Annotated in this window: 15 protein-coding genes; 8 read left to right on the top strand and 7 right to left on the bottom strand. The window is 64.6% G+C overall.

All coding sequences use genetic code 11. The features are described 5' to 3' along the window. Window position 1 precedes the first annotated feature (1 nt). Both FJ943_RS10395 and FJ943_RS10390 read right to left on the bottom strand, forming a co-directional pair. On the bottom strand, window positions 2-424 hold the full coding sequence (locus FJ943_RS10395; RefSeq protein ID WP_140619005.1) for a hypothetical protein: 423 nt from the start codon (window positions 422-424) through the stop codon (window positions 2-4). A gap of 2 nt (window positions 425-426) precedes the next feature. Beyond that, window positions 427-1,680, bottom strand: a complete 1,254-nt coding sequence (locus tag FJ943_RS10390; RefSeq protein WP_140661744.1) for a sarcosine oxidase subunit beta — start codon at window positions 1,678-1,680, stop codon at window positions 427-429. 197 nt (window positions 1,681-1,877) lie between these two features. Between FJ943_RS10390 and FJ943_RS10385 the strand changes: the two genes are divergently transcribed. From FJ943_RS10385 to FJ943_RS10350, 8 genes are all read left to right on the top strand, one after another. Continuing rightward, window positions 1,878-2,252 (top strand): DUF2568 domain-containing protein, encoded by a 375-nt coding sequence (locus tag FJ943_RS10385; RefSeq protein ID WP_246671853.1) that lies wholly within the window; start codon window positions 1,878-1,880, stop codon window positions 2,250-2,252. A gap of 102 nt (window positions 2,253-2,354) precedes the next feature. Continuing rightward, entirely contained in the window at window positions 2,355-3,113 is a 759-nt protein-coding gene (locus tag FJ943_RS10380; protein WP_140721254.1) for an SDR family oxidoreductase, read from the top strand. Between the two features lie 127 nt (window positions 3,114-3,240). Further along, a complete protein-coding gene (locus tag FJ943_RS10375) occupies window positions 3,241-3,627 on the top strand; it encodes an SET domain-containing protein-lysine N-methyltransferase (RefSeq protein WP_140721251.1) in 387 nt (128 codons plus the stop codon). Window positions 3,628-3,802: 175 nt separating this feature from the next. Further along, a complete protein-coding gene (gene rpsU / locus FJ943_RS10370; RefSeq protein ID WP_010911429.1) occupies window positions 3,803-4,069 on the top strand; it encodes a 30S ribosomal protein S21 in 267 nt (88 codons plus the stop codon). A gap of 139 nt (window positions 4,070-4,208) precedes the next feature. After that, window positions 4,209-5,051: a tetratricopeptide repeat protein gene (locus FJ943_RS10365; RefSeq protein WP_127275461.1), complete on the top strand. Its 843-nt coding sequence runs from the start codon at window positions 4,209-4,211 to the stop codon at window positions 5,049-5,051. Between the two features lie 208 nt (window positions 5,052-5,259). After that, the gene (locus tag FJ943_RS10360) at window positions 5,260-5,736 is read left to right on the top strand and encodes a DUF992 domain-containing protein (RefSeq protein WP_140721248.1); all 477 of its coding nucleotides are present in this window, start codon (window positions 5,260-5,262) and stop codon (window positions 5,734-5,736) included. A 91-nt stretch (window positions 5,737-5,827) separates the two neighbouring features. Further along, a complete protein-coding gene (locus FJ943_RS10355; RefSeq protein ID WP_015315773.1) occupies window positions 5,828-6,310 on the top strand; it encodes a DUF992 domain-containing protein in 483 nt (160 codons plus the stop codon). Between the two features lie 401 nt (window positions 6,311-6,711). Continuing rightward, window positions 6,712-8,148, top strand: coding sequence for an MFS transporter (locus FJ943_RS10350; protein ID WP_140721245.1), 1,437 nt, complete (start codon window positions 6,712-6,714; stop codon window positions 8,146-8,148). A 24-nt stretch (window positions 8,149-8,172) separates the two neighbouring features. On the opposite strand, the gene FJ943_RS10345 is transcribed toward FJ943_RS10350, so the two are convergent. Genes FJ943_RS10345 through FJ943_RS10325 form a run of 5 tightly spaced genes read right to left on the bottom strand, consistent with a single transcriptional unit; the run spans window position 8,173 to window position 14,532 of the window. Next, window positions 8,173-8,862, bottom strand: a complete 690-nt coding sequence (locus tag FJ943_RS10345) for a response regulator transcription factor (RefSeq protein ID WP_140721242.1) — start codon at window positions 8,860-8,862, stop codon at window positions 8,173-8,175. Further along, the gene (locus tag FJ943_RS10340) at window positions 8,859-11,594 is read right to left on the bottom strand and encodes a sensor histidine kinase KdpD (protein WP_140721239.1); all 2,736 of its coding nucleotides are present in this window, start codon (window positions 11,592-11,594) and stop codon (window positions 8,859-8,861) included. The genes FJ943_RS10345 and FJ943_RS10340 overlap by 4 nt, the downstream gene beginning before the upstream one ends. A 57-nt stretch (window positions 11,595-11,651) precedes the next feature. Further along, complete coding sequence (kdpC, locus tag FJ943_RS10335; protein WP_140721236.1) at window positions 11,652-12,215, bottom strand: potassium-transporting ATPase subunit KdpC; 564 nt, start codon at window positions 12,213-12,215, stop codon at window positions 11,652-11,654. 11 nt (window positions 12,216-12,226) lie between these two features. Continuing rightward, window positions 12,227-14,320: a potassium-transporting ATPase subunit KdpB gene (kdpB, locus tag FJ943_RS10330; protein ID WP_140721234.1), complete on the bottom strand. Its 2,094-nt coding sequence runs from the start codon at window positions 14,318-14,320 to the stop codon at window positions 12,227-12,229. After that, on the bottom strand, window positions 14,317-14,532 hold the full coding sequence (locus tag FJ943_RS10325; protein ID WP_140721231.1) for a hypothetical protein: 216 nt from the start codon (window positions 14,530-14,532) through the stop codon (window positions 14,317-14,319). The genes kdpB and FJ943_RS10325 overlap by 4 nt, the downstream gene beginning before the upstream one ends. Window positions 14,533-14,534: the final 2 nt, after the last annotated feature.

Raw genomic sequence — 14,534 nt, 5'->3', positions numbered from 1 at the left:
CCTACAATTCGCCGTGGCCGACGCGCGCGCCAGCCGGTTGATCGCAAAGCTTCTGGCCCATGGTCATGAAGGGAGCGACGAGCCGCAGCCGCTCCTCGACGCTCGTCGCCGCGCTGAACAGATCGCGGTTGGCCATGTTGCCGAGCGTCAGCTGCATCGGATCTGTCGTAACGATGACGCCACGCGGCTGGAAATCCTCGTCTTCATCCAGCCCATGCGGCCTGCCTTCGAAGAACATCACCACTTTCTGGCCGACACTCCAGACGCAGGCGAGCATTCCCTCGTCGACAGAAAACGGCCAGCCGGTCTCGTTTCCCGCACGGCTGATCGGCTGCAGCCGCACTTCCTGCGCCGTCGGAACATGGAACATGCCCTGTTCCCCCGCCAGCATCAGCGGCACCGCGACTGCCACCTCGGCCATCATCATCAGTGCGCCACCGCCGCGGCCGCCGCCTCGTCGATGAGGCGGCCTGTGCGGAAGCGCTCGATGGTGAAGGGCGCGTTGATCGGGTGCGGATCGTCCTTGGCAATGGTGTGGGCAAAGACATGCCCGGACCCCGGCGTCGCCTTGAAGCCGCCCGTGCCCCAGCCGCAATTGACGTAGAGGCCGGGCACCGGCGTCTTGGCCAGGATCGGCGAGCGGTCGGGTGTGACGTCGACGATGCCGCCCCACGACCGCAGCATCTTCATGCGCGTGAAGATCGGGAACATTTCGCAGATGGCGTCGAGCGTATGCTGAAGAATGTGCAGCCCACCGGTCTGCGAATAGGAGACATACTGGTCGGTGCCGGCGCCGATCACCAGCTCGCCCTTGTCGGACTGCGAGATATAGGCGTGCACCGTGTTCGACATCACAACGCAAGGCACGACCGGCTTGATCGGCTCCGACACCAGCGCCTGCAGCGGATAGCTTTCCAGCGGCATGCGCACGCCGGCCATGTTCATGATGACGGAGGAGTGTCCGGCGGCGACGACGCCAACCTTCTTGGCGCCGATGAAGCCGCGCGTCGTGTCGACGCCCGTCACCGCGCCATTGGCGGCCCGCTTGACGCCGGTCACCTCGCAGTTCTGGATGATGTGCACGCCGCGCGCCGAGGCGCCGCGCGCATAACCCCAGGCGACCGCGTCATGGCGCGCCGTGCCGCCACGACGCTGCAGCGCCGCACCGACCACCGGATAGCGTGCGTCCTTGGAGGTGTTGAGCGGCGGGCAGAATGCTTTCGCCTGCTCGGGTGTCAGCCATTCATTGTCAATGCCGTTGAGCCGGTTGGCGTGCACATGGCGCTTCAGCACCTGGATGTCGTGCACATTGTGCGCCAGCATCATGACGCCACGCGCCGAATACATGACGTTGTAGTTGAGCTCCTGGGAGAGCCCGTCCCAGAGCTTCAGCGCATGGTCATAAATCCCGGCGCTCTCGTCATAGAGATAGTTGGAACGGATGATGGTGGTGTTGCGGCCGGTATTGCCGCCGCCCAGCCAGCCCTTTTCCAGCACCGCGACATTGGTGATGCCGTGCACGGTCGCGAGGTAATAGGCGGTTGCCAGCCCATGGCCGCCGGCGCCGACGATGATAACGTCGTATTCCTTCTTCGGCTCCGGCGAGGACCATTGTTCCTCCCAGCCCTTGTGGCCGCGCATGGCCTCGCGGGCGATGGCGAATACCGAATATTTCTTCACGTTCCAGCCTCGCAAATGGCAGCCGGGCGTTCATCATCAAGCCCCGGCGCGCGAGGTGTATCACTAGCGAAACAGCGCTGCCACCCTTGCGCTGTTTGCGACGGCGCTTGCCGTTTTGCGCCGCGCTGAAAAAGAGCTATCCGGCCTGGCTCCCACGATTGCCTTCAGTCACACTTCTCGGCGCTGGGATTCGGAGGATGATGATGGGCAACGCCTGGTGGAATCTCACATTGCGCTTCCTGCTGGAGCTTGCCGCCTTGCTTGGCCTCGGCACGGCAGGCTGGAGCCTTTCGGACGAAGCGTGGCGTTGGGTCCTCGCCATTGCCCTGCCGCTCGCCGCAGCCGCGGCATGGGGTATCTTCGCGGTCCTCAACGATCCAAGCCGGTCGGGCCGGGCACCGGTGCCTGTACCGGGCGCTGTCAGGCTGGCGCTGGAATTCATCGTCCTGTTCGGCGGCGCCGCGGGTTTCCATTTGGCGGGCCATACCATTACGGCCATCATCATGGCCTTGCTGATCGTCATCAGCTACGCGTTCTCGCTGGATCGTCTGGCATGGCTGCTGCGGCAGTAGTGGCGCGGATCTCTGCAGCTTTCGGGTGGCTGCTGTTCTGCCGATTTGCGACCAAGCATCCGATCGCCGGCGAAGCTGGCGCGAAGGACAAGGATGCCAAACATGCTCGCACTCGCCAACAAGATCGCCATCGTCACCGGTGCCAGTTCCGGCATCGGCCGCGCCACGGCAAAGCTGTTCGCCGAGGAAGGCGCCAGGCTCGTCATTTCCGCTCGCCGCCGAGCGGAGCTCGATGCACTCGCCGCCGAAATCGAGGACGCCGGCGGCACGGCCGTCGTTCTCGCGGGAGATGTCACCGACGAGAGCTATGCGAAAGCCCTCGTCGAGCTGGCGGTCGGCAGCTTCGGTGGCCTCGACATCGCGTTGAACAATGCCGGCTCCGTCGGATTGATGGGCTCCGTCCCCGACATGTCGGCACAGACATGGCACGGGACGATGGACACCAACCTGACCAGCGCCTTTCTCGGCGCGAAGTATCAGATACCGGCCATGCTGGAGCGCGGCGGCGGCTCGCTGATCTTCACATCGAGCTTTGTCGGTTATACCGCCGGCATGCCGGGCATGGCCGCCTACGCTGCCGCCAAGGCAGGCCTGATCGGTTTGACGCAGGTGTTGGCCGCCGAATACGGACCGAAGGGACTGCGCGTCAACGCGCTGCTGCCGGGTGGCACCGACACACCCGGCGCGACGACAACCACACCCGAGGCCCGCGCCTTCGTCGAGGGCCTCCATGCCCTGAAACGCATGGCCCAGCCGCAAGAGATCGCCCGCTCGGCGCTTTACCTTGCCTCTGACGCCTCGAGCTTCACCACGGGTACCGCGTTGTTTGCCGATGGCGGTGTGTCGATCAACCGGACGTGAAGGATTTTTACGGAGAACTGCCTGTTCGTCGTTGTGACGCAGGCCGCCGCTCTTGCTTTTTCGGCGCGATTTGGCGATTCCGTTTCCTGTCGAAACGGGTCTTCTTGCCAAGACGGGTTGTGAAACCATGATGCTGGTCCGAACCTATGTCGCCCAGAGCGCAATCGAAGGCGTCGGCATGTTCGCCGCCGAACCAATCCGGAAGGGCGCCTCGATCTGGCGCCTGGATCCGGATTTCGACCGGCTGATTCCGATGGACAAATATGAGGCCGCACCCCAGCCCCTGAAGGAATTGCTCGACCGCTATGCCTATCCGAGCCCGGACAAGCCCGGTTTCATGGTCTACGAGGTCGACAATGGCCGCTTCATGAACCATTCGGCGACACCGAACACCGACTTTTCGCAATATGGCGGCGCGACCGCGACCCGGGATATCGCCGTCGGCGAGGAGATCACCTGCGACTACGGTGAGTTCTTCGAGGATTTCGAGCGGCTGCACTTGGCGACGGCGTAACGGGCACACTATCTCCAGGCGACGTGGCAATTTGGCTGTCGTCTCTCATTTCGACTGTGGACAGCGAGGCTTGATTCTGCTATCAGCCGCCACAATTCGTGGTGTCGAGCGCCGCGGAGGCTTGCGGCTATGGCTGCTTGCCTGTTGATATCAAACCCGAAAGACAGGATTGCCCGTGCAGGTACTCGTCCGCGACAATAACGTTGATCAGGCGCTTCGCGCGCTGAAGAAGAAGATGCAGCGCGAAGGCATTTTCCGCGAAATGAAGATGCGCGGCCACTACGAGAAGCCTTCCGAGAAGCGCGCCCGTGAAAAGGCCGAAGCCGTTCGCCGCGCCCGCAAGCTGGCCCGCAAGCGCGCACAGCGCGAAGGCCTGCTGCCGATGACCCCGCGTCCGGTCGCTGCTGGCGGTGCCGCCGGTGCAGCGCGTCCGCCGCGCTGATTATCGCCAATATTTCGTCCTTTTCGAAGGATACCAGGGTGGCGCGATGCGGAATCGCCGCCACCCTTTTATTTTGATGTGACCCGGCCCGGAGGGGGAACCGGACCTGAACGACGGCGCAAGTGAGGACAGGGCAGACATGAACGCAACAAGCGTGGAGCGCGGGACCGCATTGCGTGGTTTCGCCCTGACAGCGGCCCTGCTTTCTGGACTGGTGCTTGCCGGCTGCCAGACATCGGGCCCGGCCGGTGAATTCAACAACATCGACAAGGCGCAAGGGTCGAGCGAGAACATCTCCTCGCTGTCGGCGGTCATCCAGCGCAATCCCCAGGATCCGGAAGGCTATAATGTCCGCGGCTCGGCCTATGGCCGCGGCGGCCAGTACCAGGCGGCGCTCAAGGATTTCAACCAGGCCATCCAGCTCAATCCGAATTTCTACCAGGCCTATTCGAACCGGGCCCTCATCCAGCGTTTCCTCGGCAACCAGGAAGCAGCCCTTGCCGACTACAATCGCTCGATCCAGATCAACGGCAATTACGACGCCGCCTATATCGGCCGCGGCAATCTCTACCGCAAGGCCGGCCGCACCCAGGATGCCTTCAACGACTTCCAGAAGGCGATCCAGCTCGACACGACGGACGCCCGCGCCTACCACAATCGCGGCCTGATCTACCAGAGCCAGGGCCAGCACAAATTCGCCATCGAGGATTTCTCGACCGCCATCTCGCTGGCTCCTGACGCCGCCGAGCCCTATAACGGCCGCGGCCTCTCCTATCTGGCGACCGGCGACGAGGATAACGCCTTCTCCGATTTCAACATGGCCATCAAGCTCGACGGCCAGAACGCCGAGGCCTGGGCCAACCAGGCGCTGATCTACGAACGGCGCGGCGACAAGGCAAAGGCGGCGAAGGCCTATCGCGAGGCTGTGCGCCTCAACCCCAGCTACCAGCCGGCCAAGGACGGCCTCGCCCGCGTCAGCTGACGTCGGCTCATCAGGCCCACGGCAAGGTGCGCACTGCATCGTGCGTATCCGAAAGGACACGCGGCGTTGAAGATCGCCGCCAATCCGGCAACCCTGTATTAACCCCCGCGACAAGCCGTTAACCCTCGCCTTGTTCGCGCCAAGTTTTCGGCGGAACGGTCGCGGCGCTCGAGACGTTACTGAAGACTGATTGCGAAAGGACCCTCCCATGATCAAGAAACTCGTCTGCGCCGCCGCCCTTGCAACGACAATGTTCGCTGCCGCCCCGGCCAGCGCCGGCAGGTTGCAGCTCGGCACGCTGGACTGCACCATCGATGGCGGCACCGGCTATCTCGTGACCTCCAACAAGGGCGTGTCCTGTGTGTTCCGGCCCTATCATCACGGGCCGTCTGAAATTTACACCGGCGTCATCTCGAAGCTCGGCGTCGATCTCGGCAAGACGCACCAGGGCCAGTTGGTCTGGGCGGTGTTTGCCGCGACCCGCGACCGTGACGCGGGCGACCTTGCCGGCAGCTACTACGGCGTCAACGCCGAGGCGAGCGTCGTCACCGGTGGCGGCGCCAACTTGCTGGTCGGTGGCTTCGAGAGCGCCTTCATGCTGGAGCCACTCAGCGTCCAGGCGCAGACCGGCGTCAACCTGGCGGTCGCCGTCACCTCGCTGGAGCTGATCCACTCGCTCAAGTGATTGCAGGGAGCCACGCGCTCCCACGACCCTCACCCTGCGGCGCGGAACCAGATAGTATGGTTCCGCGCCGTTTGATTTTGAGGGGACCGCCATGTTCAGGACAGCCATCGCCGCTGCCGCGACCACGATCATGCTTGCGGGCGCTGCACGAGCGCAGGACCAGGGTATCGAACTCGGTGCGCTTGAATGCGCCATATCGGGCGGCACCGGCTTCATCTTCGGCTCGAGCAAGGATTTGAGCTGCACCTTCACCCCGGCCGACAAGAGCTTCGCGCCGGAAGCCTATTTCGGCGCCGTCAACAAATACGGACTCGATATCGGCACGACCAAGCAGGCGGTGATGCGCTGGCTGGTGCTGACGCCGCTGAAGAACATCTACGCGCCGGGTGCATTGGCCGGCGACTACATCGGCGCCAGCGCCGAAGTGACCGCCGCCGTCGGCGCCGGCGCCAATCTCCTCGTCGGCGGCTCCTCGCAGGCCTTTACCCTGCAGCCGCTCAGCCTGCAGACGCAGACCGGCATCAATCTCGCCATCGGCGTCAGCCAATTCCAGTTGCGCAGCACCGAGAATTGACTGGGCCATGAGGGCGGCTTCCGCAGCGATTCGTCATCCACGGGCGGAGCTAGGAGCGTAGCGACGCGGCGCAGACCCGAGGATCCATGCCGGGGCTCCGAAGCGCTGCAGCGGTCCAGGACCCAGCACCGCTGCACCCCTCAGCCAGGTCGCGGCATGGATCCTCGGGTCTTCGCGACGCCGCTACGCGGCTGCTCCGCCCGTGGATGGCGAAATTGAGAGGCTTCGCGAACGTCTGCAAAAAAGCCGCTTGAACTCAACCATACTTGAGGTTCTAGAAGCCTGCCCTTGGGTAGGCAGCGCCTGGTACGGCGCTGTCGATCCTTATGGTCCTGCCGGAAGCCCGCACTGGCCTCTGGCGCCATGCGCTACAAGCGAGATAGGCAAAGGCAGGGGTGAACATGACTGAAATCACCAGCAACAAGGTCGACTGGCGCGCATTGTGGGCAAGCGGCGATCTCGCCCGCTTCTGCTTCATCAGCCTCGGCATCCTGCTGCACGCCACCAATGAGACGATGGTGGCGACGGTCATGCCGGCCATGGTCGGCGAACTGGCCGGCGTACAGCTCGTCGGCTGGTCCCTGGCGATCTACGAACTCGGCGCCATCGTCGCCGGTGCCGCCGCCGGACGCCTGGTGAGTTATGTTCCGCTGCGCACCAACATGGTGGTCGCGGCCCTGCTTTATGCCGCCGGCGCGCTGATCTGCGCCACCTCGCCCTCAATGCAATTGTTCCTTGCCGGCCGCTTGATCGAGGGCCTCGGCGGCGGCGCGCTGGTGTCGCTGGCCTTCGTATCGGTCGAGCGGCTGTTTTCGCGTGCCATCTGGCCGCAGCTTTTCGGTATCATGTCGGCTATCTGGGGCGTCGCTGCTTTCAGCGGCCCGTTGCTTGGCGCTGTTATGACCGAATTGCTGTCCTGGCGCTGGGCCTTCGGCGTCTTCACACTCGGCGGCACCGCCATGGCGCTGGCAAGCTTCCTCGTACTCAACACGCCGGAGGCGAAGAAACCCAGCACGAGTGCCGGCAAAGCGCCGCCCTTCCCTTTCGTGGCGCTTGGCTGCCTTGCCGTCGCCGTGGTGCTGATCGCCTCGGCCGGCGTCGACATCGCCCTGTTGCGTTCCTCGCTGCTGATCGTGCTAGGCCTGACGGGCCTCGCGCTGTTTTTCTACGTCGATACGCTGAAGCCGCGCTCCAGGCTGTTCCCGGCGCGGCTGTTCTCCTGGCGCACGCCGGTCGGCGCCGGCATGACGATGGTCGCCGCCTTTTCCATCGCGACCTGCTCCTTCGGCGTCTACGGGCCGCTGCTCTTGACCAGCCTGCACGACATTCCGCTGCTGACCACCGGCTACATCATCGCCGCCGAATCGATCGCCTGGTCGATCCTGTCGATCCTCGTCGCCAACGCGCCGCCGCGACGCGAAAGGCTGATCATCGTCTGCGGCGCGCTGATGATCGCGGCGGGCATCGCCGGCTTCGCCTACACGATACCGCTGGGCTCGATCCCGCTGATCCTGGTCTGCGCCCTGCTGCAGGGCGGCGGCTTCGGCATTGCCTGGCCGTTCCTGACCCGCGTCATCGTCGCCTCCGCACCGGACGACGAGCAGACCATCGCCTCGGCGGCGGTGCCGACCATGCAGCGCATCGGCTATGCCGTGGGCGCCGCTATTGCCGGCATCGTCGCCAATGCCAGCGGCTTTTCGCAAGGCCTGAATCACGACGCGGCGGCCAATGTCGCGAGCTGGCTGTTCCTTGCCTTCGTGCCACTCGGCATTCTGGGCTGTCTCGCCGCCTTGCGGATATCGGCGGCGGCAAATCGGCCTCTGGAGGCCATCGGCTGACGCAGGTTTATCGGACAGGCTATTTTACTCGACACGCAGGCGATAGCCGACACCGGTCTCGGTGGTGATGTAGCGCGGCTGGTCGGGGGTTTTTTCGATCTTCTGCCTGAGCTGACGGACATAGACCCTGAGGTACTGCACGTCTGTCGAATCGTCCCAGATCTGCTTCAGGATGAAGTGGTGGGTCAGCACCTTGCCGGCATGCTGCACCAGGATGCGCAGTATGTCGTACTCTTTCGGCGAGAGCTTTACCTCCCTGTCCTCGACCTTGACGACGCGCTTGACAAGATCGACGCTGAGGTCACCGCTCTGGAATATCGGCTTCTCACCCTGTTGCTGGAACTTGTGGCGCAGCGCCACCCGGATGCGTGCCACCAGTTCGTTCATGCCGAACGGCTTGGTGACATAGTCGTCGGCGCCGAGTTCGAGCGCGCTGACGATGCCGGCCTCGTCGGTACGGCTGGAGAGGATGACGACGGGAACGTCGACGCCCTCCTCCCGCCATTTGCGCAGGAGTTCATGGCCCCCCATGCCGGGCAGGCCGAGATCGAGCAGCACGAGATCCGGCGTCTCCTGTTCCATCAGCTCGATCGCCGCCTTGGCGTTCGGCGCCTCGCTGACCGCGTAACCCTGGCTGCCAAGGCCGACCCGCAGCAGCTTGCGGATCGGCGGCTCGTCGTCGACGACCAGTATCCTGACATTCGAAGTGGTCATCGAGGCCGATCCATGCCGGGCTCGTCGCCGCGGTTGCCGATATCGCGCGCCTGCGCCGGCACTTGCATCCTGATGGTGAAGGCGCCACCGGGGCGGTCGGTCCGGTTGGCGGCCGCGATCGTGCCGCCCATCGCCTCGACGAAGCCACGGCAGATCGACAGGCCGAGCCCGGTGCCGGCGCGCACCTGATCGCCCTTGCGCACCCGGTAGAAGGTATCGAAGACACGTTCCAGGTCCTGCGCCGGAATGCCCGGTCCCTCGTCCATGATCCGCACGATGACGGAGCCATTATCCGCCCAGGCCTGGATGCGGATCGTCGAGCCGGGCGGCGAATATTTCGAGGCGTTGTCGAGAAGGTTGAACAGGACCTGTTCGAACAGCACGGGATCGAGCCGCAGCACCGGCAAGTTGGGCGGAATATCGACCTCGATCTTGTGCTCGCTGGTGATCTTGCGGGCACGGTCGAGCGCCGTGCCGACGATATCACCGACATAATGGAGGGCGTAGTTCGGCTCCATCGCCCCGGATTCGATCTTGGTCATGTCGAGCAGGTTGGCGATGAAGCGGTTCAGCCGCTCCGATTCGTCGATCACGGTCGACAGGAGCTCGGCCCTGTCCTGCTCGGGGAGGTCGGGCGCGAATTCCTTGAGCGTGCCGGCCGCGCCCATGATGGCGGCGAGCGGCGTTTTCAGGTCATGCGAAATCGAGGTCAGCAGCGCCGAGCGCAGCCGGTCGGCTTCGGCCGCGAGCTTGGCGCGGTCGACATCGGCGACGAGCTGGATGCGTTCGATCGCCACCGCCGCCTGATCGGCCAGCGCGTCGAGCAGCCGCTGCTGCTCGGGCGTCAGAAGCGGGCCCTGCTTGTCACTGTCGAGGCCGACCACGCCGATTGCGGTGCGTCCCGTGCGCAAGGGAAGATAGAGGCGCTTGGCGCCAGGAAGCGTGTCGGCGCCGCGTCCGGCGGCACGGTTGTGTTCCCAGGCCCAGCGTGCGGCGGCAATGTCGGCCTCGGCCAGCGTGTCGTCGGGCGGATAGCCTGCCTTGACGGTGATCGTGCCGTCCTCCGGCAGCAGCAGCACCACGCGCAGCTTCAGCATCGAGGCGATCTGGAAGGCGGTGGCCCAGAGCACGTCGTCGAGCGTGCCGGCGCCTGCGAGCTTCTTGGAGAACAGATAGATGTCCTCGGTTGCCCGCGCCCGCGAGCGGGCGGCGGCGGCCTGACGCTGCACGCGCGCCGTCAGGTTGCTGGCGATGACGGCAACGGCGACGAAGACGGCAATCGCGACGATGCTCTCAGGATCGCGGATCGTCAGCGTGTAGCGTGGCTCGAGGAAAAAATAGTTGAAGGCAAGGACACTGAGGAAACAGGCGTAAAGCGCCGGCCAGAGACCACCGGCCACCGCCGATGTCAGCACGGAGAGCAGGAAGACGATCGCCAGATTGCGAACGTCGAGGAACTGGTCGAGAGCAGTGCTGACGGCCAATGATCCGGCAACGTAAGCCGTGGCGAGCAAATACGGCTTGGCCTGGAAATGCCTTTCCTCGGCTGCCGCGTTCACTCTCCTGGAAGACGTTTCGGTGTCCCGCTCCGTTCCGGAGATGACATGGACGCTGATGTCGCCGGCGTTGCGGATCAGATCATAGGTGAGCGACCCTTCGATCAGTTCGCGCCAGCGCGACCGGGTCGGCCTGCCGACCACGATGTGGGTGAAATTGTTGGCCGTCGCATGGCGAACGATGTCCTGCGCGACGCTCTGGCCCGGGATGGTCGTCACCTCGGCACCGAGCTGCTCGGCGAGGCGCAGCAGTGTGGCGAGCCTGTCCTTGTCGTCCTCGGACATGCCGGCGGAGCGAGGCGTGTCGACATGAAGCGCCGTCCATGGCGCACGAAGCCTGTCGGCCAGCCTGCGTGCGTAGCGAATGCGGGCTGCCCCGCCCGGACGGGCATCGACGCAGACAAGAACCCGCTCCCCCGCCGCCCACGGACCCTGGATGGCGTGGGACTGCATGTGGTTGAGCAGTTGCTCGTCGACGCGCTGGGCGGTTCGGCGCAGCGCCAGTTCCCGCAACGCCGTCAAATTGCCGGGCGAAAAATAGTTCTCGACGGCGCGCTGCGCGGTGTTGGGGAAATAGACCTTGCCCTCCTCCAGCCGCTTGATCAGGTCGTCGGGCGTCAGATCGATGATCTCGACATCATCCGCCTGGTCGATGATGGAGTCTGGAACCGTCTCGCGCACCCTGACCCGGGTAATCTGGGCGACGACATCGTTCAGGCTTTCGACATGTTGGATGTTCAGCGTCGTATAGACGTCTATGCCCCGCGCCAGGATTTCCTGGACATCGAGATAGCGCTTGGGGTGGCGGCTGCCGGGCGCGTTGGTGTGGGCGAGTTCGTCGACCAGGACCAGCGCCGGACGCCGGGCAAGGATGGCATCGATATCCATCTCGTCGAGGACGCGCCCCTTGTAGTCGACCCTGCGGCGGGCAATGACTTCATACCCCTCGACCAGGGCCTGTGTTTCCTTGCGGCCATGCGTCTCGACCACGCCGATCACCACGTCGGCACCGTCGGCCACCCTGGCACGACCCGACATCAGCATCTCGTAGGTCTTGCCGACACCGGGTGCCGCGCCCAGGAATATGCGCAGACGGCCGCGCCCTTCCCGCTCGGCATGCTCTAGCAGCGCGTCGGGAGATGGTCTGTTTTCGACGTAGCTTCTGTCGTCCGGCATCGGGTCCGATCATGAATGGCGCCGGGGACCGTGTCGATCCCCGGCGCCGGACATCACCTACTTCGCGGCATCCAGCGCCAGGTTGAGGGCCAGCACATTAACCGCCGGCTCGCCGAGCACGCCCAATTCCCGGTCCTCGACCTGGCTGTCGACGAGCGCCTTGACCTTGGCCTCGTCGATGCGCCTTGCCTTGGCCACGCGCGGAACCTGGGAATAAGCGGCCTCGGGACTGATCTGCGGATCAAGGCCGCTGCCGGACGTCGTCACCAGGTCCATCGGCACCGGCTGGTCCGGGTTCTCAGACTTCAGCTTTTCCGCGTCGCCCTTGATGCGCTCGATCAGCTTCGGGTTGGTCGGACCGAGGTTGGAGCCGCCGGAGGCGCTGGCATCGTAGCCGTTGCCGGCAGCCGACGGCCGTCCGTGGAAATACGTGTCGCTGGCGAAAGCCTGGCCGATCAGTTCGGAGCCGATCACCTTGCCGCCCCTCTCGATCAGGCTGCCATTGGCCTGGCGCGGGAACAGCGCCTGGGCGATGCCGGTCATGCCGATGGGATAGACGAGCCCGGTCAGCACGGTGAAGAAAACGATCATGATGATCGCGGGTCTGATCTGCTTGAGCATCGGAATGATCCTTATGCAAGGCCAAGGGCCGTGACGGCCATGTCGATTATCTTGATGCCGACGAACGGCACGACGATACCGCCGAGACCGTAGACGAGAAGGTTGCGGCTGAGCAACGCACCCGCGCCGATCGCCCGGTACTTCACGCCGCGCAGCGACAGCGGGATCAGGGCGATGATGATCAGCGCGTTGAAGATGATGGCCGACAGGATGGCGCTCTGCGGTGTCGCCAGATGCATGATGTTGAGCGCTTGCAGCGGACCTGTGGTCTGGCCGGGCGCGACGTAGAAGACGGCGAACATGGCCGGGATGATGGCGAAATACTTGGCCACGTCATTGGCGATCGAGAAGGTGGTCAGCGAGCCGCGCGTCATCAACAGCGCCTTGCCGATTTCGACGATCTCGATAAGCTTGGTCGGATCGCTGTCGAGGTCGACCATATTGCCGGCCTCGCGAGCAGCGACCGTGCCGGTGTTCATGGCGACGCCGACATCGGCTTGCGCAAGGGCTGGCGCATCGTTGGTGCCGTCGCCGCACATGGCGACCAGTTTGCCCTTGGCCTGCTCGTCGCGGATCAGCTTCAGCTTGTCCTCCGGTGTCGCCTGGGCAAGGAAGTCGTCGACGCCGGCTTCGGCCGCGATGGCGGCTGCCGTCATCGGGTTGTCGCCGGTGATCATGACCGTGCGGATGCCCATCTTGCGCAGCTCGGCGAAACGCTCGCGGATGCCGCCTTTGACGATGTCCTTGAGGTGCACGATACCCAGCAGGCGCCCGTCCCGCTCGACCGCCAGCGGCGTGCCGCCGGATTTCGCGACGTCGTCGGCGATCGCCTGCAAATCCCTGATCGTGTCGCTGTTCGGGCGCGTCGCGCGGCTGGCCGATGTCGTCTGGCTGACATGGGCGAGCACGGAATCGACCGCGCCTTTGCGTACCGACGAACCGTCGATGTCGACGCCGCTCATGCGGGTCTGCGCGGTGAAGGGCACGAAAGCAGCATGCAATGTCGCCATGTCGCGGGCACGGATGGCATACTTTTCCTTGGCCAGCACCACGATCGAGCGGCCTTCCGGCGTCTCGTCGGCGAGCGAGGCAAGCTGTGCCGCGTCCGCCAGTTCCTGCTCGCTGACGCCCTTGACCGGGCGGAATTCCGTCGCCTGGCGGTTGCCGAGCGTGATGGTGCCGGTCTTGTCGAGGAGCAGCGTGTCGACGTCGCCGGCGGCTTCGACGGCGCGACCCGACATGGCCAGCACATTGAAGCGCACCAGCCGGTCCATGCCGGCAATGCCGATGGCCGACAGCAGCGCGCCGATCGTGGTCGGGATGAGCGTCACGAACAGCACGACGAGCACGGTCACCGAAATATAGCCACCCGAGTAGTGGGCAAAGCTCGGGATGGTCGCTGTGGCCAGCACGAAGATCAGCGTCATGCCGACGAGCAGGATGTTGAGCGCGATCTCGTTGGGCGTCTTCTGGCGCTCGGCGCCTTCGACCAGCGAGATCATGCGGTCGAGGAATGTGTGGCCCGCGGCGGCGGTGATGCGCACGCGGATCCAGTCCGACAGCACCTGCGTGCCGCCGGTGACGGCCGATCGGTCGCCGCCGGATTCGCGGATCACCGGCGCGGATTCGCCTGTTATCGCCGCCTCGTTGACCGAGGCGACGCCTTCCACCACCTCGCCATCGGACGGGATGATGTCGCCGGCTTCGACGAGAACGATATCGCCGACCTTCAGGCTGGTGCCGGGTACCAGCTTGAACCTGGTGCGGTCCACGCCCGTCAAAAGCTTGGCCTGGGTTTCGGTGCGAGCCTTGCGCAGCGAATCCGCCTGCGCCTTGCCGCGCCCTTCGGCGACGGCTTCGGCGAAATTGGCGAACAGCACCGTGAACCACAGCCAGATGATGATCTGCAGCGTGAACAGCAAATCACCGCCGCCGGTGACGAGGTCCTTGACGAACAGCACCGATGTCAGCGCCGAGACGACGGCGACGACGAACATCACCGGGTTGCGGGCCAGCGTGCGCGGATCGAGTTTGCGGAAGGCGCCGCCGATGGCGGGCCACAGGATGCCGGCATCCATGATGCTGGCTGACTTTGACTGACTCATTTTGAAGCTCCGGCTTCAGTGTTGGTGTGCGGCGGCGACTGGTCGGATGCCGAAAAAAGATGAGGAAGCCCGTAGGCCAGCAGCCAAAGCGCGATCATGGCGGCGGCAAGCCCAAAAAACGTCGACATGGTCGGGAAGGGAGGCGGCAGCCCCTCCTTCCCCGGATCGGCCCGATGCCTGATATTGCGGCGCTTGTTGCTGAACCAGGACATGT

This window comes from Mesorhizobium sp. B2-3-10, assembly GCF_006442275.1.
GTDB lineage: Bacteria > Pseudomonadota > Alphaproteobacteria > Rhizobiales > Rhizobiaceae > Mesorhizobium > Mesorhizobium australicum.
Note: the sequence above shows the minus strand (reverse complement) of the source record. Positions and strands in the feature narration are given on the sequence as shown.